Below are 26021 nucleotides of genomic sequence, written 5' to 3'. Positions count from 1 at the left end.
TGAGGCAAAACAAAAAGTTTTCCTTCAACCTCTTTTTTTAGTTATGTATTTTTATTTCATTTGACTCAATGTCTTATCAATATTTGCTAGAGCTTTGTCTTTACCGATCAATTCAATAGCTTCGGCGATTGCTGGACCATGCATTGTACGTGTAGCAGCGATTCTGGCTGGCATGTAGAGTTTTCTACCCTTAACACCAGTATCAGCACGAACTCCTTGAATAGCAGCCATGATTTGCGTTGCTGTGAAACGATCTAGTTTCTCTAACTTAGTCCGCAAGTCTTCAATAGCTGTACGAGAATCATCGTCCTCTAATTCAGTTTGTTCATCGTCAGTCAATACGTCTGGTTGATTGAAGAAAATGTCAGATAGTTCCACGATTTGTTGTGTATATGACATTTGTGGCATGTACAATTCTGTCAAATGTCTTACCCATTGGATCGTATTAGTATCTGGGTTTTCCGGCATACGTTTTGCTTCGATCAAGTTTTCAAGCGTCAAATCAGTTATTTCACTGACATCAGCTGTCTTAACGTATTGGTTGTTGACCCATTCTAATTTCTTTTGGTCAAACTTAGCAGGCGACTTACTCAAGCGAGCCTCATCAAAAATCTTGATGAATTGTTTGCGATTGAATAATTCGTCTTCACCGACTGGTGACCATCCTAAGAGAGCAATGAAGTTGAACATTGCTTCTGGAAGATAACCTAGTGCACGATATTGTTCAATAAATTGTAGGATCGATTCGTCACGTTTACTTAATTTCTTACCTGTTTCAGTATTGATGATAAGTGTCATGTGACCAAACTTAGGTGCTTCCCAACCTAATGCTTCATAGATCATTAATTGTTTAGGAGTGTTAGCAACGTGGTCATCACCACGCAGAACATGACTGATCTCCATCAAGTGGTCGTCAACGACTACGGCAAAGTTATAAGTAGGCATGCCATCGCGCTTTTGAATAACCCAGTCTCCACCGATAGTATCTGAATCGATTGAAACCTTACCTTTAACGATGTCATCCCATTCGTAAGCTTTACCAACTGGTACATGAATTCTTACAACTGGAGTGAGTCCGGCATCTTTTGCTTCTTGGATCTTAGCAGCCTTTTCTTCTTCAGTCATGCCGGCAAATTCATACTCATAATGAGGCATTTCGCCATTAGCTTCTTGTTCTTCACGCATCTTTGTAAGCTGTTCTTCAGTCAGATATGATTCGTAAGCTAGTCCCTTATCAAGCAACTCTTGAATATATTTTTGATAAATTTCTTTTCTTTCTGATTGACGATATGGACCATAATCTCCACCGACATCTGGACCCTCATCCCAATCAACACCGAGCCACTTGAGGTTTTCTAGTTGGCTTTGTTCTCCACCTTCAACATTACGCTTTGTATCTGTATCTTCGATACGGATCACAAAAGTTCCCTTATGTCTTCTCGCAAAGAGGTAATTGAAGATAGCCGTTCTAGCATTACCAATGTGTAAATGTCCTGTTGGACTTGGTGCATATCTCACACGAATTTTATTATCTGACTTTTTTGCCATTTCTACGTTCTCCCCTTTTATTTCTAGAATTGTTCTTAGAATCCTTATTGGCATTATTAGGAGTCTCTTTAGAACCATTCTTCTTATTACTATTGTTACCTGTACTACTTTGGATACCATTCATTGAATGCTTAGGCTTAGCAAATATCATTTTACCAGCATCTGTTTGTAGTGCGCTAGTTACGACGACATCAACTTGCTTATCGATGAAGTATTTACCATCCTCGACAACTACCATTGTTCCGTCCTCTAAGTACGCTACACCTTGTTCTCGTTCAGTACCCTCTTTAATTACTTTAACAGTCATTGTTTCACCTGGCAAAATCATCGGTTTCAAAACTTTGGCCAGTTCGTTGATGTTAAGTACTTGAACGTTCTGAAATTCACTCACCTTACTTAAATTATAGTCATTAGTTAGCACAGCGCCACCTATTTCTTTGGCTAATTTAAGTAATTTCATATCTACTTCAGGAATATTATCATAATCACGTGTCGTTGTTTCGATATTTATCGTCTGATCCATTTTCATTTCATTTAAAATATCCAGGCCACGGCGACCTCGTTCACGCTTCTGATTATCACTAGAGTCAGAGATGAGTTGTAATTCATGGACCACAAAATCAGGAATCATGATCTTTCCCTCAAGAAAGCCCGTTTGCGCTAACTGATGAATTCGTCCATCGATAACTACGGAAGTATCCAAAATCTTATATGGATAAAATTCTTTTTTAGCTGAGCGACGTAATATTTCACCATCGTAATCCAAGTCATTCTTTTCAGCCTCGACCGCTTTACGCTTTGTGATCGAAAAGCTCTTCCAGTCGTTACGACGACTAGTTCCTATCCGGAATCCTAAGAATCCAAAGATTATCATCAAGATAACTGGGATGATGTTAGCAAACATATTGTGCATCATGTAAAACGGAATCGAGATGATGTTTGCTAAGATCAAACCACCGATCAAGAATCCCGAACCAAAAATGATCCACCCGGGTGATCGTGAATTCAGATATTTTTCGATTCTTGCATTTAAATCCGAGATGGGTTTAACAAATAAGAACGACAAAAAATAAAATATAATCAAGCCAATAAGTCCATCAAAATAGCCGTTATTCACTAAACGTACATCTGTTAATCCAGTAATTTTCCATAAGATCGGCAAGACAGTGATACCCACTGCTATACCAAATAATGCAAAGATTGCATTAATAACGTATTTTCGCATATATAAACATATACCTCCTAATTAAATATTTTATTCATTGCTTCCAGCACTGTACTTACGCCAATTATTTGAATCTGATTATCCTTGGTCCAGTCACCTAGATTATTTTTAGGGACATAAATTCGTTGGAATCCGAGTTTCTCAGCTTCATTAACACGCTGATCGATACGATTAACACGACGTACTTCACCAGTTAGACCGACCTCGCCGACAAAACAGTCAGTTGCGGGGATACCGATGTTTTTGTAACTAGAAGCAATTGACATAGCCAAGGCTAAATCAATTGCTGGTTCATCTAACTTCACACCACCTGTAGACTTCAAATAGGCATCTTGATTTTGAAGCATCAGGTTACCACGTTTTTCTAGCACTGCCATGATCACTGATACTCGATTATGGTCTAATCCCGTAGCAGTACGCTTGGCGTTACCAAAAATAGTAGGTGTGATCAATGATTGAATCTCGACCAAGATTGGACGAGTTCCCTCCATGGAAACAACAACAGCAGAACCGTTAGCATCCTTCAAACGTTCTTCAAGGAATATCTCAGATGGATTGGCTACTTCGACCAGACCCTTCGTCTGCATTTCAAAAATACCAATCTCATTTGTCGATCCAAAACGATTTTTAACTGAACGCAAGATACGATAACTATGGTGGGTGTCCCCTTCAAAGTATAGAACAGTATCTACCATATGTTCTAGTATCTTAGGTCCAGCGATTGCTCCACCTTTTGTAACGTGACCAACAACAAAAACAGTGATGTTTTTTTGCTTGGCAATATTCATCAATTCTGAGGTCACTTCACGTACTTGTGAAATACTACCGACTGCTGATGATATTTCAGGTTCATCCATAGTTTGGATAGAGTCAATGATCAAATAGTCAGGATTCATTTCGTTAACTGTCTGACGGATATAACTCATATCGGTCTGTGGATAGATAAATAGGTCATCACCGTGAACATCCAATCGATCGGCACGCATCTTGATCTGCGACGCACTTTCTTCACCAGAGACATATAAGACCTTGCCACCTGTGGTTTGAAGTTGACCAGCAACTTGCGTTAAAAGAGTCGACTTACCGATACCTGGATCCCCACCGATCAAAATAAGTGATCCCGGAACGATTCCTCCTCCAAGGACACGATTCAATTCTGACAATTCAGTTTTGACACGTGGTTCCTTTTCGAAGGATACGTTGTTGATATTGATAGGTTTAGCATCTAAGTCACTAGTTCTACGACTAGGTGTCGCCTTACTAGATTCTGTATGTGGATGTTCAACTTCCTCAACCATTTGATTCCATGAACCGCAATTGGGGCAACGTCCTAAATACTTAGGTGATACGTAACCACAATTTTGACAAACAAACTTTGATTTTGATTTAGCCAATAAAATAATTCCTTTCTAAACACTCCATTATATACCAGATGACCCGAATCCGCCTTGGCGTTTCTTCAACCCACCCTCGTCTTCGTCAGTTGTTAAATATTTGATGAAAATTCCTTGAGCTAGGCGTTCACCTTTTTTGACCTTATAGTCAAACGGAAAGAAGTTGATCAGTTGGATGAATAATTCACCTTCGTTGCCATCATTATTGTAGTAATCTGCATCAACTACTCCAATTCCGTTAGGAATTGAAAGTCCACGTTTCAGCGGATTGCTTGAGCGACTAGCCACAATCAGAACTTCGTCATCTTGCATATATGCCTTGACGCCAGTTGGAACTAGAACTGGTTTGATATTTTTTTGAATTTCTTTTGCTTTATCTTCGTCAACGTTACCTTTGCCAAAGATAAACTTGATTACATTCAAGACACCGAACTTCCACATTGAAGGAACTACGAAGTCTTCTGCACTCTCAATATCATACCCAGCGGCGTTTTTAGTCTGACGTACTGGTAAATTTATACCCTTATCTTGATACTTTTTTACAATTTCAAAACCACGTTTTTTTGCCAAATCTAAACTCTCCCATTGTCATTAGATAACTAAAATAATAGCATTTAACCTGTCATAAAACTATTGAATCGACTGACTTTCTTCTATTAATACGGTAATATTAAATTAAATATTATAAGAGGAGGTAGTTTATGGAAATAAAACGAGAAGACGGTCGTTTTTTCATTGAAGAAACTGAATTGGTCGGTGAAATTTCTTATTCATCTGTGAAGGACAATGTCATTTCGATCGATCATACTTTTGCGAATGACAATTATCGTGGTCAAGGTATTGCTGGTAAGCTTCTCAATGAGGTTTTAGATTACGCTGATGAGAATGATTTAAAGATCGTCCCTGTCTGTTCGTATGCCAAGCATGCATTCAAAAGCAAACCGGAAATACGTTACTTATTAACCGAAAATTACCAAAAACTCTTGGAGGAGGAACGTTAATTTGAATCAAGATGAATTAAAGAAAGCCGTCGGTATCAAATCCGTTGACTTCATTGAAAGTAACACAGTTGTTGGATTAGGAACTGGATCCACTGTTTATTATATGATCGAGGAGCTTGGTAAGAGATTCCAAGCTGGAGAAATCACGAATATCGTCGGTGTTGCTACATCATCACGGTCACAGAAACAAGCCGAAGGTCTTGGCATCCCTATGAAAGATCTCAACGATGTGGACCATATCGATCTAACTATCGACGGAGCTGATCAGATTGATAAAAATTTCCAAGGTATCAAGGGTGGCGGTGCTGCTCATCTACTAGAAAAAATGGTAGCCACTAACTCACACAAGAACATCTGGATCGTTGATCAATCTAAGATGGCTGATACCCTCGGCAGTTTCCCACTCCCACTGGAAGTAATCCCATTTGGTTGCGAAAAGACTTTTGCTGACCTTGAGGCAGAAGAGTTGCATCCTGAGTTCCGTTTGGATGACAATGGAGAGCGAGTATTGACTCACAATAAAAATTACGTTATCGATCTAAAGATGGGTGAGATCGAGCATCCTCATCTCTTGGCTGATTGGCTCGATCATCAAGTCGGCATCGTTGCACACGGTCTGTTCCTAGACTTAGTCAACACTGTTATCGTCGGTTACGATGATGGACCAAGGGTGCTAAAAGACGTTCGTTAATTTAATTGTTTAACTAATCAAAGGAGATATTTATATGAAGGAAATCACTTCAAAAGAACTAGATAAATTTCAAAAGGCCTTTGAGCAAACACCTGGCTCATCTGCTATCAAAAATGCTGTTGCTACCAATGGTATTTTACAATCAAGTGAAACTATTGCTTCTAAAGTAGCGATGGACCCTACTTTTTCAGTTGAATTGGATACAGGTGCAGTCTCTGATCAAAAACAATCCGGACTATGCTGGGTCTTCGCAGCATTGAACACTATGAGACACCCTATTCAAACTAAATTCAAAATCAAGGGCTTTGAGTTATCAGAAGGTTACATGTTATTCTGGGATAAGTTAGAAAAATCTAATTTCTTCTACGAAAATGTTATCAATACTGCCGCCCTTCCTGTGGGTGATCGCAAAGTCGACTTCCTAATGACTACTCCTCAACAAGATGGTGGTCAATGGAATATGATCATGGCATTGGTTCAAAAATACGGCGTTGTTCCTAAGGCAGTGATGCCCGATACATACAGTAGGACTAAGTCATCTGAATTAAACACCGTCTTGAATACAAAACTACGTAAAAATGCTATCGTTCTTCGAGAAATGGTCAACGCCAACAAGTCTGAAGAAGATGTCGAACGTGTTAAAAATGAAATGCTGAGTGAGATTTATAAAATCCTAGTTTATACAGTCGGTGAACCACCCGCAAAGTTCGACTGGGCCTATCGTGATGATGACAAAAATTATCATAAGGAAACTGGTATTACTCCACAAGAATTTTTCGAGAAATATGTCGGCTGGGACTTGGATAGTTATATCTCCACTATCAATGCTCCAACTGCTGACAAGCCTTACAATCACGTCTACACAGTGGAAATGCTAGGCAATGTTTTGGGTGGACGCCAAGTTAGCCATTTGAACCTTGAGATCAACGACTTTAAGAACCTTGCTGTTAAACAACTACAAACCGGTGAAGCTGTTTGGTTCGGTAGCGATGTTGGTCAAAGCTCTGACCGTAAGATCGGGATCATGGATACAAATATTTATGACGTTGAAGGACTATTCAATACCGACCTTGCAATGACAAAGGCCGAACGACTAGACTACATCGAGAGTATGATGACACACGCCATGGTGATCACTGGTGTCGACCTAGACGATAACGGTAACCCCCTCAAGTGGAAAGTGGAAAACTCTTGGGGTGAAAAAGTTGGTACTAAAGGTTACTTCGTCATGAGTGACTCATGGTTCGACGAATATGTTTATCAATTAGTTATCAATAAAAAATTCTTGAGCGATGAGCTTAAAGATACGTTTGAAACTGAATCAAAAGAACCAAAGGTATTAGCACCTTGGGATCCAATGGGTGCCCTAGCTTAATTATTTATTCGAGGTAAGAGTGCATAAAAAGCGCCCTTGCCTTTTTTTAATACCTCCAATACCCTATAATGAAAATTATATTAAGGGAGGGAATTCGTATGAAAAATAATCAATTTGCCATTCGTCCAACTGACTTTGAAACTCAGATTCAAGAGTTACAGGATCTACATTTCCTAACGTCTAATAATCAGATGATGGATAGTCCAGTCAAGCTGTTCACGGACTTTTTGAAACTCAGTTTATTAGAAGCAAAGTCAAAAGCAACTTTTGAACAAAAGCTGTCGAACTATATGGCAACGTCTGACCAAGATGCACTTGAATACATTGAAGGTCATGATGAATTATCTGTGGAAGTATTTTACAACATTGCATTACAGTTATTAAAATTCAATCCAGATGTTGATTTTTCGTTTGAAGATCCACTTGCTGCAATGAAAAAAATCCAATTAACCGTTGCTGATCATGAAGATGATGATTTCACGATCAATGAATTAAAATCAGCTTGGTATTGGTTACTGGCTACACATAACAAGAACGGTCAAACATTCATTGATTCACTAGCCGCCAATGGATATTTCTTGCCATTCTATGGGGAAATTGGTGAACCTTTATTCTTCAATGGTAAGTCTATGCCTGTCTTCGATCCACACAAGCTCATCAGAGAAGTGGTCTATGTAGAATCATCACAAGATACGGATGGTGATGGTAAATTAGACTTGCTCAAAGCTGATATCTTACGACCAGCTGAAACAAATGACGGATTAGAAGTTCCTACACTATATACAGCTAGTCCATACAACCAAGGCACTAACGATGAAACCGGTGAAAGATTGATGCATAATGTCAATGTTCCATTAGAACGTAAAGAACCGAACAATCTATCATACGAGGACATCGAATATAAGACTCCAGTCGAGAACTTACCTAAGCCTCGAACCATCAATGGTAATGTCGAAGCCGCAGAGGAGACTTTTACTAGAGAAACGTCATACACAATGAATGACTACTTCCTAGCACGTGGCTTCGCGGTCGTCTATGCTTCTGGAATTGGGACTAAGGATTCAGATGGTGTCAGAACGACTGGTGGTCCAGAAGAAACGACGTCGACAGTCGCAATCATTGAATGGTTAGCCGGAAATCGTCATGCCTTCACTAATCGAACCGATAATATCGAGATTAAAGCTTGGTGGTCAAATAAGTTAGTCGCTATGACGGGACGTTCATATCTTGGAACATTAGCCACTGCCGCCGCTACCACAGGTGTCGAAGGTCTAAAGACGATCATTAGTGAAGCTGCTATCTCGAGTTGGTATGATTATTATCGTGACGGCGGATTAGTCATTGCACCTGGTGGCTTCCCTGGTGAAGATGCTGATGTTTTAGCAGAAGAAACCTTCAGTCGTCGCTTACAACCTGGAAACTTCCATAAAGTAAAACCATTGTGGGAGAAAAAATTGGCCGAAATCGACAAAGACCAAGACAGAACGACTGGCGATTACAATACCTTTTGGGATGCTAGAAACTATCATAAGAATTTTGCCAATATCAAAGCTGATGTTCTAATGATACATGGTCTCAATGACTGGAACGTTAAGCCTCGTAACGTTGAGAGGCTGTGGAACGGTATCCACCATAACGGCGCTACAAATAAGATAATTTTACATCAAGGACAACATATTTATATCAACGCATTTCGTTCCATTGATTATACAGATATTATCAACCTCTGGTTATCCCATGAATTATATGGAATCGATAATCATGCCGAGGCGATCATCCCTAACGTCATTATCCAAGACAACGTTCAACCCGAGACTTGGAATAGTTACAAAGACTGGAGTGACGAATCTGCTAAGGAAATGAAATATAATTTATCAGACGATAAGCTGTTAACTACTGAAGCCAACACTGGATTATTACGTTTCAATGATCAACTAGATAAGCCATTGTTTGACCGTTATAAGAATCATAACGATGAATGGCAGCAAAACTTGGCAGATTTATCAAGTGATAAAATGTCACATCATCGTCTGATATTTACTACTAATAATATGAAAGAAACTATTATTGATGGTAAAGTAACTGTTAACCTGAACGTTGCATCAAGTCAGAATTTCGGTATGCTGAGTTTTCAATTGATCGACTATGGAACTGCCAAACGTCTTACAGTTTCACCTACTTTGTTTGTTCACAACGGCATCGCTGGGACTTACGATTGGCGTGAAGACGATCTACGTGAATTTACTTTAGATTCTCCAACATCTTATAAGATGATATCTAAGGGTCATATTAATTTACAAAATCGCGAAAATGCATATAAGACCAACGACTTGCAGCCAAATACTTTCTATCCTATCTCGGTTGAACTGCAACCTACTTTTTATCGTCTGCCAAAAGACCATCAACTAGGTTTGATCGTTTATTCAACTGACTTTGGTATGACAGTTCGTGGTAATCAAAATATCGAATATTCAGTTCAATCTGGTACATCGAATATCGTTGTTCCGATTCATAATCAACTCAACGATTTAAACCAAAAATAGGTTTTAACATTAGTGTCAGGGTTATCTAACTAGACCAAAATTAAATGGTTCCATGTAGCCATTTCTAATGTTATAATCGCGGTTGAACTGTTTAATTTGGAGATTATTATAATGGAAAAAAATCAATTGAATTCACTAAAAAGTAATCCCCATTCAAAAATGAGCGCTGCGGGATTTTTAATCGCGTTAGGTATCGTCTATGGAGATATTGGAACATCTCCTCTATACGTTATGCACTCGTTGATGGTGGGAAATGGTGGATTGAGTAAAATGTCCACCAATTTTATCTTAGGTAGTGTCTCTTTAATATTTTGGACACTTACTTTGGTTACGACTATAAAGTACGTGTTGATTGCTCTACGTGCTGATAACCGTGGTGAAGGTGGTATCTTCGCCCTCTATACCTTGGTTAGAAAGCGTGCTAAATGGCTATTAATACCAGCTATGGTCGGTGGAGCTACTTTTTTGGCTGATGGAATGATGACCCCTGCCGTTACTGTAACCGCTGCGATAGAAGGTCTAAAGGGCATCAAGTTCAACAATAACGTGTTGATCAGCAATCAAACTCAAGTAATCATCATTACCATGATTATTTTATCAACCTTGTTCTTCATCCAACGATTCGGTACACAGTTGATTGGACGAGCCTTCGGCCCGATCATGCTAGTCTGGTTCTCTTTTCTTGGATTAATGGGAATTTATAATATCTCATTTGATTGGACGATCATTCGTGCTCTGAACCCTTACTATGCTATCGAACTACTACGAAGCCCGATGAATATTCGAGGAATATTCATTCTTGGTAGCATCTTCCTAGCAACAACTGGTGCTGAGGCTCTGTACTCGGACATGGGACATGTTGGAAGACCTAATATCTACACTAGTTGGCCTTTTGTTAAAATCTGCTTGCTTCTAAGTTACTTAGGGCAAGCTGTCTGGTTGCTACGTCTCCGTGACAATCATGCTTTACAGGCTATGGGTTCATCGATGAACCCATTCTACCAATCCATGCCTGATAATCTCAGACTGTTTGGCATCTTGTTATCAGCTATGGCTGCCATCATTGCTTCTCAAGCTTTGATATCTGGTTCATATACATTGGTATCTGAAGCAACAAAATTACGAATCTTTCCTCGTTTGAAAACTTATTATCCTACTAATTTTAAGGGACAATTGTACATCCCTACTGTTAACTCGATAATCTGGGTAGTTTGTTTATTCATCGTTCTCTACTTCAAGACTTCTGAGAATATGTCTAACGCCTACGGACTTGAAATCACTATCACAATGTTGATGACGACGATTCTGTTGCATCAATGGTTACTGATGAAACGAGTGAACCGGCTCTTTACGACTGTGATAATTAGTTTCTTCTTCATAATCGAGAGTATTTTCTTCGTTACGAACAGTAGCAAGTTCGTTCACGGTGCTTATATCACTATGGCTATTGCCGCCCTACTCATCATCGCCATGTTCATTTGGAGATACGGTGATCGTCTGATGGACGACAATACCTACAGAAGCCACTTCGCTTCTCTACTAGCGTTCAAACATCAATTGAATGACCTGAGAAAAGATCCAAGTTATCCACTTTATACTACTAATTTGGTTTACTTGACAAAAGTACACGATGGCTATCGTATCAAGAAAAATATTCTATACTCGATCCTCGATAAACGACCTAAACGTGCCGAAGTTTATTGGTTCGTAACAGTTAATGTTACCGATGAACCATATACCGCAGCCTATTCAGTCGAGACATTCGATACTGATTACATGGTCAGCGTACAGTTATACCTTGGCTTCCGTGTTGATCAAAAGGTTAACGTCTACTTGAGGCAAGTCGTCAATGACATGATGTCAAATGGCGAAATTAAACCACAACCACAGAAATACACAACGATCCCTGACCGTCAAGTTGGTGACTTCTCCTTCGTTCTTATCAAGGAGGTTCTCTCACCTGATACGAAGATCAGCGGTATCAAGAAGAGTATCATACATGCTCGTCTAGCATTGCAAAAATTCATTTCACCAGCTATTTGGTTCGGTCTATCTTACAGTGATGTTATGGAAGAACGTGTCCCATTAGTATTAGGCAAAGTCTCAATGAATCGACTTCGTCTAGTACGTAAAGATCGTTCAGCACTTAAAGATATTCCAATCGATCAACCGATCGACGACGATGAAGATGAATAACAAATAAAGCTCGCTCCCAAAACTGGGAACGAGCTTTTTATTTTCGATTGTTTTTGATAATATTCAATTTTGAATCCATTTCGTAAACTAAAGGGACACCATTAGCAACTTCTACGCCATCAATGTCGTGATCATCGATATCTTCTAAATACTTGATCAAAGCTCTGATCGTACTACCGTGAGCAACGATCAATTGATTCTTACCATCTAATAGTTGTGGTGCTACCACATCCGTATAGTAAGGAACGATCCGCTTGTAGGCTTGATATAAACTCTCTGAGACTGGCATTACCCGTGGATCTAGATATTTATACGGACCTACTGAAGGATCAGGCTTAGCTAACTTAGGTGGCATCGTATAGTAACTTCTACGCCATAGCCGTACTTGCTCCACACCATATTCTACTCGAGTCGCATCTTTATTCTGACCTCTCAAAGCTCCGTAGTGACGCTCATTCAATCGCCATGATTTAATAATTGGAACATAATTGATATCGAGATCATTTTGAATAATATAAGCTGTCATGATTGCACGTTTTAACACTGAAGTATGCACACATTGAATATCCATATCTTTCATTTTTGAAGCGGCCTCATGAGCTTGTTCGATTCCCTTTTGAGTTAACTCAACATCATTCCAACCAGTGTAATCATTCGTTGCATTGGCTGTACTTTGTCCATGTCTAATCATGATAAGTTTTACCATATTCCGACATTACCAACTTTCTTGCAATATATTATTTATTTTATCACAAAAAATAAATTGAAAATCCCATATGGCTTTTCACTTAATAAATCAGTCATTGCTGAATCCTTCAATCGATCCGCAAACTATCCTTGCAATGAAATCTCACAACGGCAAAATATCTTTTCAGATACAATTTGGATAGTTACTAAAATAACTGCAAAAAACCATTTTAAATTTCCATCTGTGTGTAGGATTAGAATATCACATTAATGCTAAAAATTTGATTTTAGAGCTCGTTTGGATCACTCCATTGGTAAAATCATTACTTCACTTAAAAACTCATCTAAGAGGCTATAAATGAAGAATCGACTAATTACTGAATTACTCTTCCGAGAGCAAAAAAAATAAGCTGATCTGACACCCAGCTTATTTCACAATATGTCCATTATTTTGTTGCAGCTGGCTTAGCTACAACTTTAATTGGATGAGCTACATCAATAATATCAGAGAATCTGTTAGTAACATAATCTCTCATACTGTCACTGGCTTCTTTCTTAGAAACATTGTGACAAATGCGCTTCTTAGCAATTCGTTGGCCTGTCTTATCTAAGAATTTGCACGTTACTTCATAATCGCCATGATTACCAAAAAACAACATCATTGTGACCCCCTTCGTAAAATGATAAACACCCCTGATGTTTCGACCAGATATTTATACCACTTTCCAGAGAACTATACAACACCTATTACTCAAATTCTTCTTAATTCTCTTTTTAGTAGCACTTCTTATTTTCCATAAAATAAAATATGATATTATTGTCTAAGTAAGCTAGGGTAAGAATTTCATTTACTTTAATCGGTTTTATTTTAATCAATTTAATTAACTTTTTTGAGATGCGTCATTTAGGGAGAAAATTATGGATAGACGTTCTAATCGAAATAAACATAACAACAAATCAAGCCAAACTAGAGCACAGCGTAATTCACAGCCAAATACTATGAATAGCCGCTCGACACGGGGGGCACTGCGTCGTAAAAAAACACCATTTTATCAGAAAACATCATTCATTGTTTCAATGATTATTGTAGTGATAGTAGCAATAGTTGCTGGTATTATCATATGGCGCGTCAATGCTGCCAACAATTCGTCACCAAAATCTGACAATATTGAAAAGGTTCAGCCAAGTAAGAAAACTACGTCAAAAAAGACTAAGCCTGAAAAGAAGGCTACAAAACCAGACTCACAAAAGGCAAAAGATGAAACCAATGATCAGTCTGACGACAAGAATTCTGAGTCTAAATCAAGTTCAGTTGATAATGCTGGCACATACAATAAATTAAGTTATGATACTGACTGGTTCACCTTCAAATTATCCAACGATGTCAAACTGGTCAAAGATGCTAACGGGGATGCAGCCTTATTAGTCAAATACAACTACACTAATAAGACTCAGACAGCTGAAATACCTCAACAAGTCCAAGCTAACTCTATCATCTTGAAACAAGACGATAAGCAACTTGAACCCACTGGCGCTACTGGGGATTACGCTGACTTGGTGAATGCTACTAATACACAACAAGTTCAACCAGGAGCAAGTTTTGACGGCGCCCTACTAGTCAAAGTCAACAATACCGATTCTGACGTAAACATGTACTTTAGAAATATTAAAACTAACGATTTGATGGATACTATGCAGCCATTCAAGCTGAAATAATTCATTTTAATCAAAAAACATAGCCTGACACTATCCAAAAAGTGTCAGGCTATGTTTTATTCAATAATCAATCCTCTAGTCTGCTTTCTAACGATGACGATCGTTATTAGCAACCATATGATACAAACGATCAGTGTCGCAATAGAAAATTGCATTTTAGCTGCTACTTTCAATGTGGATGGTGATAGCAGTGGGAAGAAATCCTTGAGCATGTGCAACGTCACCACTAAAATCAAATTATTGGTTTTGACATAGATAGCTCCTAGCAACAATCCGAATGAGACGGCGAAGATGACCTGAATCGAAACGTAACCTATAGACAGGCTCTTCAAGTTGATCAAGTGGATTAATCCAAATAATATGCTGGAGCCTATTACGGCGTAATAGGCATTACCTCTGAACTGTTTTAAGAACAACGGTATCAATAGTCCTCGAAAACAAAATTCTTCCGCTAATCCCACTAAAATGGTCATGATCAGGATGTTTAGTTGAAAGGTCGCATCTCCCACAAAGAACAGCGCTAAACTAGTATATCCAATAAAAATAATCGTTGGTAAGGACGTACTGAATTGACTGAGTATTCGGTCGTTATTAAGCCAGTTGATTTTTTGATGAAACCACAGTAGATTGAGCAAGTATGCCACAAAAAAAATAATTAGATCGACCATCCCTTGTTTGAGACTGGTCGGTAATCCAGTAGGGACTAATGCCGCACCTATAAATAACATAATCGGAAATATCAACCAGACTACAAATATTTTTAGAGGCACGGATTTAAATATTCTCATTTTTACGCCTCATTCTTTCTTTTTCCAGTAATTCTAACATTTTTAACTATTTTCCAAAATCATTTGACATGGAACGCGTTCGATATAGTATCCTATATATGTCGACAAGAAGTGGTAATTACCACTAATCGACACTCTCTCAATCATCATTGATCCACTTGAAAGAGCTCACCCTTCAAATGATTCCCTCAAGTAGGTTATAAATAACCTTAATATGACAAAATAATAGACGCCAATGGCGTCTATTTATTTTTTCTTCGAAAAATATTTTTCAAACTACGACTAATCACTTGGAAGAATCCTAATGATTGGACGATATTATCTGGTTTGACATATTTACGGATCGCACGTAAAACTTTTTTAGGATCCTTGGAGGAAAAGGTATACATACCATTCTTCTTAGTTCTAAAGGCATAACGTGGAATCCACTTACCTCCAAAAATGACCGATACGACAACTTTATCTACTTCTTTCCAAGGAATTTGAATAAAATTCTTTTTATCTCGGTCACTATAAAACTCGAATCCCTTATCTCCAACCATGATCTTCCCATATTCGGACAACCCCATATGAGAAGTACCGTCCATGACAAGGTCAGATTTTGTGTTGATCGATTGGACCATTTAATCCACTCCATTTCTGTGACAATTAATAATTATTAATATTATACAACTAAAAAAGGATGAACCCATAAGAGTCCATCCAATAAGGAGCCAAATGCTCGTTTTTATTATTACATAATGTGTAATACGTGAAGACCAACACCAACAACGAATAATCCAAGGATAATAGCGATTGGTGAAACTTTCTTCTTTAGTAGCCACATACATAAGAATGTAAGAAGTAATGCAGCTAAACCTGGTACCAATTGATCCAAGTTATCTTGCAATGTTGTAACTTTATGAGCTGTTAATGATAGACCAGCATTTTGTTGAATAAGAGCTTCTTTAACACCTTGTGCACCTGCTGGAAGATGTGCCCAGTCAATGTAAGCACCTTTGTCAAGTTTAACTGTTGAAACAGTCGGCGTGAACTTAACAACAACCCAACGGTTGATCAAGGATCCTAAGATAAACATACCTAGAATTGAAGCACCCTTAGTAATGTCTTGTAGCAAGCCACCAGACATATCTTCTGTGATAGCTGAACCAGCTTTGTAACCTAGTTCTTGTGTATACCACATGAATCCCATACGAATTGCATTCCATACTACGAAATAAATGATTGGTCCAAGAATGTTACCTGTCATAGCCAATGAAGCAGCTAAGGCACCAACAATAGGCTTAACAGTGAACCAGAACACAGGATCACCAATACCAGCTAGAGGACCCATCATACCAACTTTAACACCTTGGATAGCAACGTCATCAACGGGTGCACCGTTAGAACGCTCTTCTTCAAGGGCCATAGTAACACCTAAGATAGGTGAAGCTAAGTATGGGTGAGTGTTAAAGAATTCCATGTGACGCTTCAAAGCAGCGGCACGGTCTTCTTTAGTTGTGTATAACTTTTTAAGTGCTGGAATCATTGAATATGCCCAGCCACCGTTTTGCATACGTTCGTAGTTCCATGAACCTTGGATAAATGTCGAACGCCACCAAACGGAGATTCTATCTTTTTTAGATAATTTTAATTGTTCTGCCATTTTCTATCTTCCTCCGTCCTAGTAATTATCTATTATGTCGCCAACTGGATCACCGGTGTTTGAACTTCCACCACCGTCATTTGAACCACCACTCTTAGAAAGAGTTAAGTAGATCAATGCGAATGAAACACCAATTGTACCAAGAGCGATAAGTGTAAGATTTGTAACTGTTGCTAGAACAAAACCAATAGCGAAGAATGGCCAAACTTCCTTTGAAGCCATCATGTTGATAACCATAGCATAACCTACGGCAACAACCATACCACCACCAACGGCAAGACCGTCAGTTAACCATGCTGGCATAGCGTGAAGCATAGCTTTAACGGGACCAGCACCAACAGCAAGGATCAATGCTGCAGGAATAGCAATACGGATACCTTGTAAACAGATAGCAATGATTTGCCACATTTCAAGTTTTCTAAAGCTACCTTCTTCAGCAGCCTTATCCATGATGTGGACAATACCTGTTGCGATTGTACGAACGATGATTGTTAGTAACAAACCAGCAACGGCAAGTGGGATAGCGATAGCAATAGCTGATTGAACTCCGGCTTTGCCTTGACCACCCAAAACAAGAATAATAGCAGAAGCTACAGATGCCAATGCGGCATCAGGTGCAACAGCGGCACCGATATTAGCCCAACCTAAGGCGATCATTTGTAGTGAACCACCTAAGATCAAGCAAGGTATTAAATTACCTGTAACCAAGCCGATCAATGTACATGCAATAACTGGTTGGTGGAAATGGAACTCATCCAAAATACCTTCCATACCAGCTAAGAATGATACTAGAACGACTAATACAATTTGAATAGCATTTAATTGCATAAGTATTAACCCTCCATATATAATCTAAAAAATTATTTGTTTTTGTTTATTTCTTCTTGAGCTTTATTCATGATTGCATCCATGTCGTCCTTTGAATCTGTTGGGACTTTACGAACGTCAAACTTGATACCCTTATCCTCAAGCTTCTTAAATGTGTCAATGTCATCTTGGTCGAAAGCCAAAACCTTGTTAGGTTGAACTTTACCGACTGAATGAGCCATTGAACCAACATTTATTTCTTTCAATGGAACTCCACCCTCAACTGCACGTAGTGCATCTTGAGGTGTTTCGAATAATAGCAATGCACGTTGACCACCAAAGTGTTTGTCATCTTTGGCTAACTTGATCATTTGATCAACTGGAACAACGTGGGCCTTTACACCAACTGGTGCTGCTTGTTGGATCAATTGCGTACGCAATTCATCTTTAGCAACAGCATCAGATACAACGATAATACGTGTAGGTGTTACTGACTTAGACCAGGCAGTAGCAACTTGTCCATGAAGTAAACGTGAATCGACACGTGCAAGGACGTAATCGAATGATCCAGGTCTACCTGCATTGGCAGTAGTTGATTGTGCAGGAGCTGCAGCAGCTTCCTTAGGTTGAAGAGCTTCTGGACGAACCTTAACCCCTTCTTTAGCTGTTTCAATGATATGTGCAGCAATTTCTTGTGCACTTTCCATTGAAAGACGTGAAGCATATGCTTCAATCAACATAGGTAAGTTCAAGCCGGCGACGATTGCCCACTTGTCCTTATGTGCTTCAAACAAGCCATTGACTTGGTTGAAAGGTGTACCACCCCAAAGATCGACTAGGAACAATACTTGATCTTGATCTTTAAAGGAAGCAATTGCTTCTTCCAATTTTGCCTTCAAGTCATCAGGTCCCATTTCAGGCATCAACGTAACAGCTTGTACATCTTCTTGCTCACCGAAAATCATAGATCCGGATTGCTTGATGCCTTTGGCGAATTCACCGTGACTAGCAATGATAATCCCTACCATCTTTAATCCTCCTTATATTGTTATATGTATTAAAGCGCTTACACAGACCACTAGGTTCTGCACAAAAAAATAAAAATTGAATTATTTCATAACAAAACGCCTTAATGAGCTCACCCTTCATGTGAACCCTTTCATAGTATCATTCTTTTCTGAAAAAAAACACTACTTTAAACAAAAAAAATCAATTGGCACGTAAATTGGCATTCAGTCAAATATTAATAATTCGTTTTTTTGGTATATATAACGTCTTAATAAGCATGTGAAAAGCCCGCCATTATAACGCTCCTGAGACCTTGGTACTTTGGTATAAACCAAAGTTCACTAATGTTCTAATCGAACAATAGTAGACAGCTAACAATCCTGAAAAGCCATACATTAGCCTATCCTTTCACCTTTTTGTTCCATTTTAAGGGACTTTTTTTATTTTTACATTTTCATTCAAATTTCTTAAGATTTATTAAAGTATACTTCCATATAAAAGACGTATTTTATCAGTGATGCCAAGGGCTCTAGCTTATATCAATGAAATCAAATATTGGTAGCGACCAATTTGCTTACTGAAAGTGGTAGCTACCATTATTAACCGTTTATGAAATATTTTATCCAAATTATGTCTTGATTGGAGAATATACAAAAAAGGCTGGGACATTGTCCCAACCTCAAGTGTAATTATTTAATTGACTTGCTTATTCATCTAATGGCTTCATAGTTACTAATTTCCCAGTTAAACCAACTTGAACACCGATTGCAATCTTATCCTCACGGCTTGGATCAACAACTTGGAATTTATTCTTCTTAACAATTCTAGGGTTATTGCTCTTGAATCCGGCAGGTAATTCTTGATTAGTACCTTCAATTAACATGACGATAAACTTGAATCCTGAATCATGAACCTTGATCGGTGCGTAGTGTAATGTATCACTATAAAATTCAACCACCGTACCAGCTGGTACAAAGAAGATTTGTCCGTCTTCACTAGGACTGTACAAGCCCTTTGTATCCAAGACCTGACGCTTACCTAAGACCATAATAACGTCAGTCTGGAAGATGTTTAACTCGCTTCCTTGATGGTATTCAATAGCCGTGAAGCTAGTTGACTGTCCGGTACATTCGCCAGCTTCGATAGGCATTCCAGCAAATACATCCGTGCCGATCTCCTGAATAGCAGGTATCTTTTTCAAGTCTGGATTAGAAGGTACGTAAGTATTCCCCGGACTTGAGATTTCGACTTTACTGTTCATAAAATCATTGATCTCACTAATATCATAGTCAGTATATACAGTACCGTAGTCATTAAAGTCTGGATTATCGATAGTTAGAATTTTGTAGTCTGGATTAAGTTTTTGAAAATCTTCGTATGTGCTCATTAAACGCTTTCCCCTTTTACTGTTTGTTGTTGTTTATTTCAAACATAATCTAACATTTGAAAACGTTTTAGTCAAGTCTAACTTAGCAATAATCAAGGTGTTTAATAAGCGTTAAAGCGTGATATAGCAGCCTTACTTGGCATTTAATGCTGCCATAGTGATGTAATTATAAGGTTGATTGAAATGTGGTAGAAAGAAGATGTCTAATAGCTTCAATTGATCGATCGTCACCTTTTGTTCAATTGCCAATGAGAACATGTGAATCCCCATCGAAATATCAGCTTTCGAACACATCTGAGCTCCTAGAACTCGACGATTATTGGCATCATAAACGATACGGATCTTGACTTTGGCATTATCCTTCATAAATCCCGGCTTTTGTGTATCTTCAAAGTCAGTATATAAAACGTCAAAACCATTCTTCTGGGCTGCAGCGACTGACAATCCACTAGAGACCATGTTCAATCCAAAAATAGAAATACCATTGGAGCCCTGAACACCGGACGCATCCAATTTGGTTCCACCAATATTATGACCAGCGATAATACCTGAACGTACTGCATTAGTAGCTAATGCAATATAAGTGGTTTTATCCAGTGCGTTCGAATAGATCGTTGCACAGTCACCTACCGCATAAACTGATGTATCTGATGTCTGTTGATGATTATCGACATAGTAGGCTCCATTGCGAAATAACTCTAAGTCCTCCTTACCCAAATAATTATTAGGTAAGAAACCAATCGCGTTGATAACTAAATCAACCGGATACTCGCCAGCGTTGGTCACTACAGACTCTACCTTAGTAGTACCTTTGTATTCTTGAGCTCGTTCGTTAAAATGAACTTCAATTCCGTGATCAATTAGATTTTGATCCATTTGATCAGTGAATTCCTTGTCATAATAGCTTGATAGAGAACGATCGGCAGTATCAAATAGAAGCACCTTCTTATTGCGTCTCTTAACGGCCTCAGCGATTTCAACACCGATATAGCCCGCACCAATAACAGCCACATTGCGAATGTCGAATTGGTCCAGCAATTTATCAACCGTTTGACCATCTTGGAATAACTTCAAAAAGTGAATATTGTCCAAGTCTGCACCGGGAATATCAGGTTTAATAGGTACTGACCCAGTTGCCAAGACTAGCTTGTCGTATTTTTCAACAAACGACTTACCGTCTAATGAATTGCAATAAACTTTTTTGGCGATAAAATCAACTTTTGAAACAGAGGTCTCCAAATAGATTTTGGCACCTTTAGCTTCAAAGTCTGATTTGTTCGTATAAAACAATTTTTCGTATGAATCGATCTGGCGACCAACCCACAGAGCTGTCCCACAACCTAAATAACTCAAATTACTATTTTGATCGATCATCGTTACTTCTTGATCGGGATAATTATCTAATAATGTATTAGCGGCGGCTATGCCAGCATGATTTGAACCAATGATAATCGTTTTTGTCATTATTTCACCTACTTAATCTGTTGTCAGTTAAGAAAAAAGAAGCTGAACCTTCTACGAATAATATCCGGCCAGCTTCTTATTTTATTTTTTAGATTAGTCTTCTGTAATTGCTGCGTTTGTGTGTGGCAAAATTGATTCTACTTCTGCGTGTGGACGAGGAATTACGTGAACTGATAGTAATTCTCCAACACGTTGAGCTGCGGCTGCTCCTGCATCTGTAGCTGCTTTAACAGCTCCAACATCTCCACGAACCATAACTGTGACGATACCTCCGCCAACTCTTTCTTTACCTACAAGTGTTACATTAGCAGCCTTTACCATAGAATCCGCTGCTTCAATTGAACCGATAAGTCCTTTAGTTTCGATCATACCTAATGCATCTGATTTCATTTTTTATTCCTCCTAATTTTCACTCTTAATAATTTTAATTTTTGTACCCGGTGTAACTCCTAGTGCATTGGCTTCTTCAGTATCAATATGAACTTCCAAGCCAGAATTCGCTTTAGCACGAATAATAACATCCGTCAGTGTTCCGCCTCTTGGACCATCGAATTTAATCGCAACGGATTCACCATCAGTAACTCCAAATCTAGCTGCTTCTTCTGGAAGCATGTGGATGTGACGTTTTGCAACGATCACTCCTTCTGGAATCTCCAGTGAACCTTTAGGTCCAACAATCGTAATTCCAGGTGTTCCACTCAAATCTCCAGATAAGCGTAGAACTCCTTTAACTCCAAGCTTGAATGAATCTCCTTGTAGAATTTCCACTTGAGTTTGGGGACGAACTGGTCCGAGGATTCTCACTTTATTGATCATCCCTTTAGGACCGCAGATCATAACGCATTCTTTACTTGCGAATTGACCCGGTTGGGACAGATCCTTCAACTTAGTTAGTTGATAACCTGTTCCAAAAAGTTTATCTAACGCATCTTGAGAAAGGTGAATATGTCTATTCGAAATTCCCACTGGAATCGTTTGATCATTAGATGCCGTCGTTGTTGTAGCTGCACTAGGGCTCAATTTCTCAAGAAGCGTACCTAATAATTCTTCGTAATCTTCCACTTTTTACCCACCTTTCTTTAAGCGTTCATTTGTGATAAAACTTTACGAACTACATCTGATAATTGTTTCAAATCATCATCTGAGAAGTCCTTCTTAGGAGCTGATTGTTCTACCGGAGCTGTTTGACAGCTTGAGTCTTCACAATCTTCATCCTCACCAAAACTATCAATTAGTTCTGGATGGTTGAATGACTTATCATCTTCAACCAATGTTGTTACATCTTTTAGACCATATGCAACTTCTTTGATATTAAGTAGATGCTTAGGACTAACATTCTCTGAAACTGAACTTCCACCATAAGTACCACAACCTAGTGTGAAGGCAATTGGTAGTCCGGTACTGATACCTGTACCACCTTGACTACCACCAGTATTAACCAAGATACGTGATGCTGGTTTAGCAGCAAATTTCAAGACCATATCGCGGTTATTAGTGTGGATGCTCATTGTATGTCCAATACCATTTTGTAGTAGGTCAATACTCAATTGACAAGCTTCTTCCCAGTCTTTGACTACATAGAATCCAAGAACAGTCGTTAGCTTCTCGTATGATAGTGGGTATCCATCACCGACACCACCTTGTTCACCGATCAATAAGGTAGCAGTTGATGGAACTGTGAATCCAGCAGCATCAGCAATAACTTGTGGAGTACGTCCAACAAATTTAGCATTCATCGCATGTCCGCCATTTTTGAAGAGAACTTTTGTTACCATGTTAGTTTCTTCTGGTGACATGAAGTAAGCACCTTTAGCTTTCAACTCACTGATAACTTCATCTTTATTGACTTCTTCACAAACGATTGATTGTTCTGAAGCACAGATTGTTCCGTTATCAAATGTTTTACTTGCTACGATCTTAGCAACAGCTTCTTTAACATTAGCACTACGTTCGATATATGCAGGTGAGTTACCTGCACCAACACCGATAGCAGGTTTACCTGAACTATAGGCTGCCTTTACCATACCGGGACCACCAGTGGCGATGATCAATTTAACCTCTTTGGCGTGCATCAATTCGCTTGTTGATCCCATAGTTGAATTGGCAACACAGCTGATGATACCTTCTGGTGCTCCGGCAGCAACAGCTGCGCGATTCATCATGTCAGCAGCTTTTTTAGTACAATCAGCTGCTGCAGGATGTGGAGCGAAGACGATAGCATTTCTTGATTTCAAAGCGATCATAGCTTTGAAAATCACAGTAGAAGTTGGGTTAGTTGATGGAACGATACCAAGTACCAATCCAACTGGTTCAGCAACATCTAGAAGACCCTTCTCTTTGTCCTCATGAATGATACCTACGGTTTTTTCGTCTTTTATTTCTTCATATAATAATGTTGATGCAGCATGGTTTTTGTATGCTTTATCAGCAACTTTACCAAAACCTGTTTCATCAACCGCTGCTTTAGCTAAGCTAACGGAGAATTTTTCTGCGGCAGTTTTCATGCTCTCAAGGATTGCATTCACTTGCGTATCATTGAAAGTAGCCATTTCAACGGCTGCCTTATGTCCGGCTCTTGCTAAATCACGTGCTTCTTGAATTGAACGTAAATCTTTGTCAAAGTTATTCATTACTGATACTCCTCTACTTCCTCAGGTCAGTCCTTATTAAAGTAGTCAATCAACGCTTTAATAAGCTTGTCTTTATTTACTCGATAGAGATCTTTTCTAGCTATCGGGAAATCTGAATGTTTCTTAGCTATATTTCTTAGATCGACTACTTTCATGCTCTTCAAGTCTTCTTCAGTCAAGTCACCTTCAGAAGTATCATCATTCTCTGGCACATCTGCCGAATCAGCATTGTCAGGATTATCTGTCGAAACATCCGTTGTGTTTGCTTCATCTGTCAATTGCTCTTCTGAATCCACTTCATCATGTTCATCAGTTACATCCGAATCTTGTTCTTGTGATCTGGATTTGACCTCGTCTATTTGACTTTCTGTTTCTTTCATTAATTCTGCTACATCATCTTCGTCTGATTTGATCGTTTCAGGTCCTTGTGGAAACAATCCCTCGATACTTCCATCAGGCCTTGGAATTACATGAGTTGAACAAAGTAATTCTTCACCGAGATTTCTGACTGCAGAATCAGCTGCGTCTACGGCTGTCTTTACAGCACCGACATCGCCAACAACTGTTACGGTTACTAAGCCGCCTCTGACGAATTCTCTAGAATGCAACTGCACTTCTGCTGTTTTTAACATGACATCGAGAGCCTCGATTGAAGCAATCAAACCATGGGTTTCTACTAATCCTAATGCTTTCATCGCTTACTCCTTTAGACCAAGTCGGCCCAGTTAGCTGGATAAGTAGCATAGAAGAGTTTCACTTTATCTGGTGAACCCCAAGTTACTTTGCTGTCTTTTGGTACGAAAACAACATCTCCAGCCGTAGCCGTATATGTGGTGCCATCAATTGCAATCGTCAATGTTCCATCGATAACATAATCGATTTCTTCATAGGTCAATTCCCAATCAAAATTGGAATGATCGATTTCTAAGAATCCAGCGCTGATATGAGATTCTTCTTTGCTGATAATTTCTTGAAAATGAACGTTGGCATCTGGATTGCCTGTATCGAATACATCCATCTTGACGCTTGACCCATCCACTGTCTTCAAGCCATTACTGTGTTTCTTATAGATAAATGGCTTGTCGCTAGCTGTATCACCAGCTAGGATTGCTCTTAACATTTCCACAAGTGTCTCTTTAGTCAAATCATTTGGTAGGGCAACATTTAGAGGACTATCTTCTTTTGCTGTCCCTTCTTCAAACTTGAGATCCAACGAGTCTGCTAAATCTCTTGCTGAAGGTGTGATTATAGTGTTTTTACCATCAATACAAATCGTTTGAGTGCCTTGTTCGTGTGCCTTAGTAACATCTTCAGCACATATCAATTTTTTCATAGCCTAGCCCTCTCCTATACAGATTCGCAATTTTCATCAATAATACCAACCACAGCCGCGTCAACTGGAATCGCATCATCTTCCAGCATTCTTCTGGCAGAAGATCCGGTAGTCACGATTACTCGATCACCGATTCCTGCGCCAATCACGTCGCAGACTACTAGTCGTTCACCATCACGAGAACCACCAATCAATTCTGCAAGCATGAGCTTCAAGCCATTCAAACGTTCTGACTTTCTAGTTGCCCAAATATTATCGATCAGTTTTGCTGTTACCATTCTTGTTGAGCCTTACTTCCCTTTTCGATGGTCTCCATGGCCGACATTACTGATGCGGTGTCGCCAAAGATCGCTAGCATGATCATATTTTGTGGACATGACCCACGGATGTCTTCAACTGTTACTCCTACGGCTTTTTCAGCCAAATCTGCTGCACATACCATTTCGATCAACTTACCTTGTACTAGACCAACTGCATCAGGAGTAGGAATGTCTTCCCTAGGTCCTGAACCTTTACGGCGTTTCAAGATAGCAAGTGTACCTTCGCCTGGTGATTTGATAATTCTCAAGTCCATGATATTTCC

At 39.0% G+C, this 26021-nt stretch carries 26 protein-coding genes; 6 read left to right on the top strand and 20 right to left on the bottom strand.

Going from position 1 to position 26021, the window contains the following annotated elements; genetic code table 11:
* Nucleotides 1–51: 51 nt before the first annotated feature.
* Genes gltX through AC27FM_RS12110 form a run of 4 tightly spaced genes read right to left on the bottom strand, consistent with a single transcriptional unit; the run spans nucleotide 52 to nucleotide 4737 of the window.
* The gene (gltX, locus tag AC27FM_RS12125; RefSeq protein ID WP_487088677.1) at nucleotides 52–1548 is read right to left on the bottom strand and encodes a glutamate--tRNA ligase; all 1497 of its coding nucleotides are present in this window, start codon (nucleotides 1546–1548) and stop codon (nucleotides 52–54) included.
* Nucleotides 1529–2773 carry a PIN/TRAM domain-containing protein gene (locus AC27FM_RS12120; RefSeq protein ID WP_487088675.1) on the bottom strand — a complete coding sequence of 415 codons (1245 nt, stop codon included), beginning with the start codon at nucleotides 2771–2773 and terminating at the stop codon, nucleotides 1529–1531. The genes gltX and AC27FM_RS12120 overlap by 20 nt, the downstream gene beginning before the upstream one ends.
* A gap of 17 nt (nucleotides 2774–2790) precedes the next feature.
* Nucleotides 2791–4167, bottom strand: coding sequence for a DNA repair protein RadA (radA, locus tag AC27FM_RS12115; protein ID WP_487088673.1), 1377 nt, complete (start codon nucleotides 4165–4167; stop codon nucleotides 2791–2793).
* A gap of 27 nt (nucleotides 4168–4194) precedes the next feature.
* Nucleotides 4195–4737, bottom strand: coding sequence for a dCTP deaminase/dUTPase family protein (locus AC27FM_RS12110; protein ID WP_487088671.1), 543 nt, complete (start codon nucleotides 4735–4737; stop codon nucleotides 4195–4197).
* Nucleotides 4738–4868: 131 nt separating this feature from the next.
* Between AC27FM_RS12110 and AC27FM_RS12105 the strand changes: the two genes are divergently transcribed.
* The 5 genes from AC27FM_RS12105 to AC27FM_RS12085 all read left to right on the top strand — a co-directional run bounded on the left by AC27FM_RS12105 (nucleotide 4869) and on the right by AC27FM_RS12085 (nucleotide 11973).
* Nucleotides 4869–5168: a GNAT family N-acetyltransferase gene (locus tag AC27FM_RS12105; protein WP_487088669.1), complete on the top strand. Its 300-nt coding sequence runs from the start codon at nucleotides 4869–4871 to the stop codon at nucleotides 5166–5168.
* 1 nt (nucleotide 5169) lies between these two features.
* Nucleotides 5170–5859, top strand: a complete 690-nt coding sequence (gene rpiA, locus AC27FM_RS12100) for a ribose-5-phosphate isomerase RpiA (protein ID WP_487088667.1) — start codon at nucleotides 5170–5172, stop codon at nucleotides 5857–5859.
* Between the two features lie 34 nt (nucleotides 5860–5893).
* Nucleotides 5894–7234, top strand: coding sequence for a C1 family peptidase (locus AC27FM_RS12095; RefSeq protein WP_487088665.1), 1341 nt, complete (start codon nucleotides 5894–5896; stop codon nucleotides 7232–7234).
* A 98-nt stretch (nucleotides 7235–7332) separates the two neighbouring features.
* Nucleotides 7333–9777, top strand: a complete 2445-nt coding sequence (locus tag AC27FM_RS12090; RefSeq protein WP_487088664.1) for a Xaa-Pro dipeptidyl-peptidase — start codon at nucleotides 7333–7335, stop codon at nucleotides 9775–9777.
* Nucleotides 9778–9888: 111 nt separating this feature from the next.
* A complete protein-coding gene (locus tag AC27FM_RS12085) occupies nucleotides 9889–11973 on the top strand; it encodes a KUP/HAK/KT family potassium transporter (RefSeq protein ID WP_487088662.1) in 2085 nt (694 codons plus the stop codon).
* 37 nt (nucleotides 11974–12010) lie between these two features.
* Here the strand turns inward: AC27FM_RS12085 and AC27FM_RS12080 are convergent, their stop codons facing one another.
* Both AC27FM_RS12080 and AC27FM_RS12075 read right to left on the bottom strand, forming a co-directional pair.
* The gene (locus AC27FM_RS12080) at nucleotides 12011–12679 is read right to left on the bottom strand and encodes a 2,3-bisphosphoglycerate-dependent phosphoglycerate mutase (RefSeq protein WP_487088660.1); all 669 of its coding nucleotides are present in this window, start codon (nucleotides 12677–12679) and stop codon (nucleotides 12011–12013) included.
* Nucleotides 12680–13106: 427 nt separating this feature from the next.
* The gene (locus AC27FM_RS12075; RefSeq protein ID WP_487088659.1) at nucleotides 13107–13322 is read right to left on the bottom strand and encodes a hypothetical protein; all 216 of its coding nucleotides are present in this window, start codon (nucleotides 13320–13322) and stop codon (nucleotides 13107–13109) included.
* 256 nt (nucleotides 13323–13578) lie between these two features.
* Between AC27FM_RS12075 and AC27FM_RS12070 the strand changes: the two genes are divergently transcribed.
* Nucleotides 13579–14376 (top strand): DUF5067 domain-containing protein, encoded by a 798-nt coding sequence (locus AC27FM_RS12070; protein ID WP_487088657.1) that lies wholly within the window; start codon nucleotides 13579–13581, stop codon nucleotides 14374–14376.
* Between the two features lie 56 nt (nucleotides 14377–14432).
* Here the strand turns inward: AC27FM_RS12070 and AC27FM_RS12065 are convergent, their stop codons facing one another.
* The 14 genes from AC27FM_RS12065 to AC27FM_RS12000 all read right to left on the bottom strand — a co-directional run bounded on the left by AC27FM_RS12065 (nucleotide 14433) and on the right by AC27FM_RS12000 (nucleotide 26012).
* Entirely contained in the window at nucleotides 14433–15164 is a 732-nt protein-coding gene (locus AC27FM_RS12065) for a CPBP family intramembrane glutamic endopeptidase (RefSeq protein ID WP_487088655.1), read from the bottom strand.
* Between the two features lie 242 nt (nucleotides 15165–15406).
* The gene (locus AC27FM_RS12060; RefSeq protein WP_487088653.1) at nucleotides 15407–15787 is read right to left on the bottom strand and encodes a DUF956 family protein; all 381 of its coding nucleotides are present in this window, start codon (nucleotides 15785–15787) and stop codon (nucleotides 15407–15409) included.
* Between the two features lie 110 nt (nucleotides 15788–15897).
* Entirely contained in the window at nucleotides 15898–16809 is a 912-nt protein-coding gene (locus AC27FM_RS12055) for a PTS system mannose/fructose/sorbose family transporter subunit IID (protein WP_487088651.1), read from the bottom strand.
* A gap of 18 nt (nucleotides 16810–16827) precedes the next feature.
* Nucleotides 16828–17637, bottom strand: a complete 810-nt coding sequence (locus AC27FM_RS12050) for a PTS mannose/fructose/sorbose transporter subunit IIC (RefSeq protein WP_487088649.1) — start codon at nucleotides 17635–17637, stop codon at nucleotides 16828–16830.
* Between the two features lie 32 nt (nucleotides 17638–17669).
* The gene (locus tag AC27FM_RS12045) at nucleotides 17670–18644 is read right to left on the bottom strand and encodes a mannose/fructose/sorbose PTS transporter subunit IIA (RefSeq protein ID WP_487088647.1); all 975 of its coding nucleotides are present in this window, start codon (nucleotides 18642–18644) and stop codon (nucleotides 17670–17672) included.
* Nucleotides 18645–19330: 686 nt separating this feature from the next.
* Nucleotides 19331–20011, bottom strand: a complete 681-nt coding sequence (locus tag AC27FM_RS12040) for a DUF4867 family protein (protein ID WP_487088645.1) — start codon at nucleotides 20009–20011, stop codon at nucleotides 19331–19333.
* Between the two features lie 132 nt (nucleotides 20012–20143).
* Nucleotides 20144–21475 carry a H2O-forming NADH oxidase gene (nox, locus tag AC27FM_RS12035; RefSeq protein WP_487088643.1) on the bottom strand — a complete coding sequence of 444 codons (1332 nt, stop codon included), beginning with the start codon at nucleotides 21473–21475 and terminating at the stop codon, nucleotides 20144–20146.
* A gap of 93 nt (nucleotides 21476–21568) precedes the next feature.
* Complete coding sequence (locus AC27FM_RS12030; protein ID WP_487088641.1) at nucleotides 21569–21865, bottom strand: BMC domain-containing protein; 297 nt, start codon at nucleotides 21863–21865, stop codon at nucleotides 21569–21571.
* Between the two features lie 12 nt (nucleotides 21866–21877).
* Complete coding sequence (locus AC27FM_RS12025; RefSeq protein ID WP_487088640.1) at nucleotides 21878–22537, bottom strand: phosphate propanoyltransferase; 660 nt, start codon at nucleotides 22535–22537, stop codon at nucleotides 21878–21880.
* Nucleotides 22538–22554: 17 nt separating this feature from the next.
* Nucleotides 22555–24105: an acetaldehyde dehydrogenase (acetylating) gene (locus tag AC27FM_RS12020; protein ID WP_487088638.1), complete on the bottom strand. Its 1551-nt coding sequence runs from the start codon at nucleotides 24103–24105 to the stop codon at nucleotides 22555–22557.
* Nucleotides 24106–24131: 26 nt separating this feature from the next.
* A complete protein-coding gene (locus AC27FM_RS12015; protein ID WP_487088637.1) occupies nucleotides 24132–24800 on the bottom strand; it encodes a BMC domain-containing protein in 669 nt (222 codons plus the stop codon).
* 11 nt (nucleotides 24801–24811) lie between these two features.
* On the bottom strand, nucleotides 24812–25438 hold the full coding sequence (locus AC27FM_RS12010) for a cupin domain-containing protein (protein ID WP_487088635.1): 627 nt from the start codon (nucleotides 25436–25438) through the stop codon (nucleotides 24812–24814).
* A gap of 14 nt (nucleotides 25439–25452) precedes the next feature.
* The gene (locus AC27FM_RS12005) at nucleotides 25453–25716 is read right to left on the bottom strand and encodes a EutN/CcmL family microcompartment protein (RefSeq protein WP_487088633.1); all 264 of its coding nucleotides are present in this window, start codon (nucleotides 25714–25716) and stop codon (nucleotides 25453–25455) included.
* The gene (locus AC27FM_RS12000) at nucleotides 25710–26012 is read right to left on the bottom strand and encodes a BMC domain protein (protein ID WP_487088631.1); all 303 of its coding nucleotides are present in this window, start codon (nucleotides 26010–26012) and stop codon (nucleotides 25710–25712) included. The genes AC27FM_RS12005 and AC27FM_RS12000 overlap by 7 nt, the downstream gene beginning before the upstream one ends.
* Between the last annotated feature and the right edge of the window lie 9 nt (nucleotides 26013–26021).

This window comes from Companilactobacillus sp. y65-5 (genome assembly GCF_057541095.1).
The sequence above is the reverse complement of the archived record's forward strand: the minus strand, read 5'-3'. Positions and strand labels throughout refer to the sequence as shown.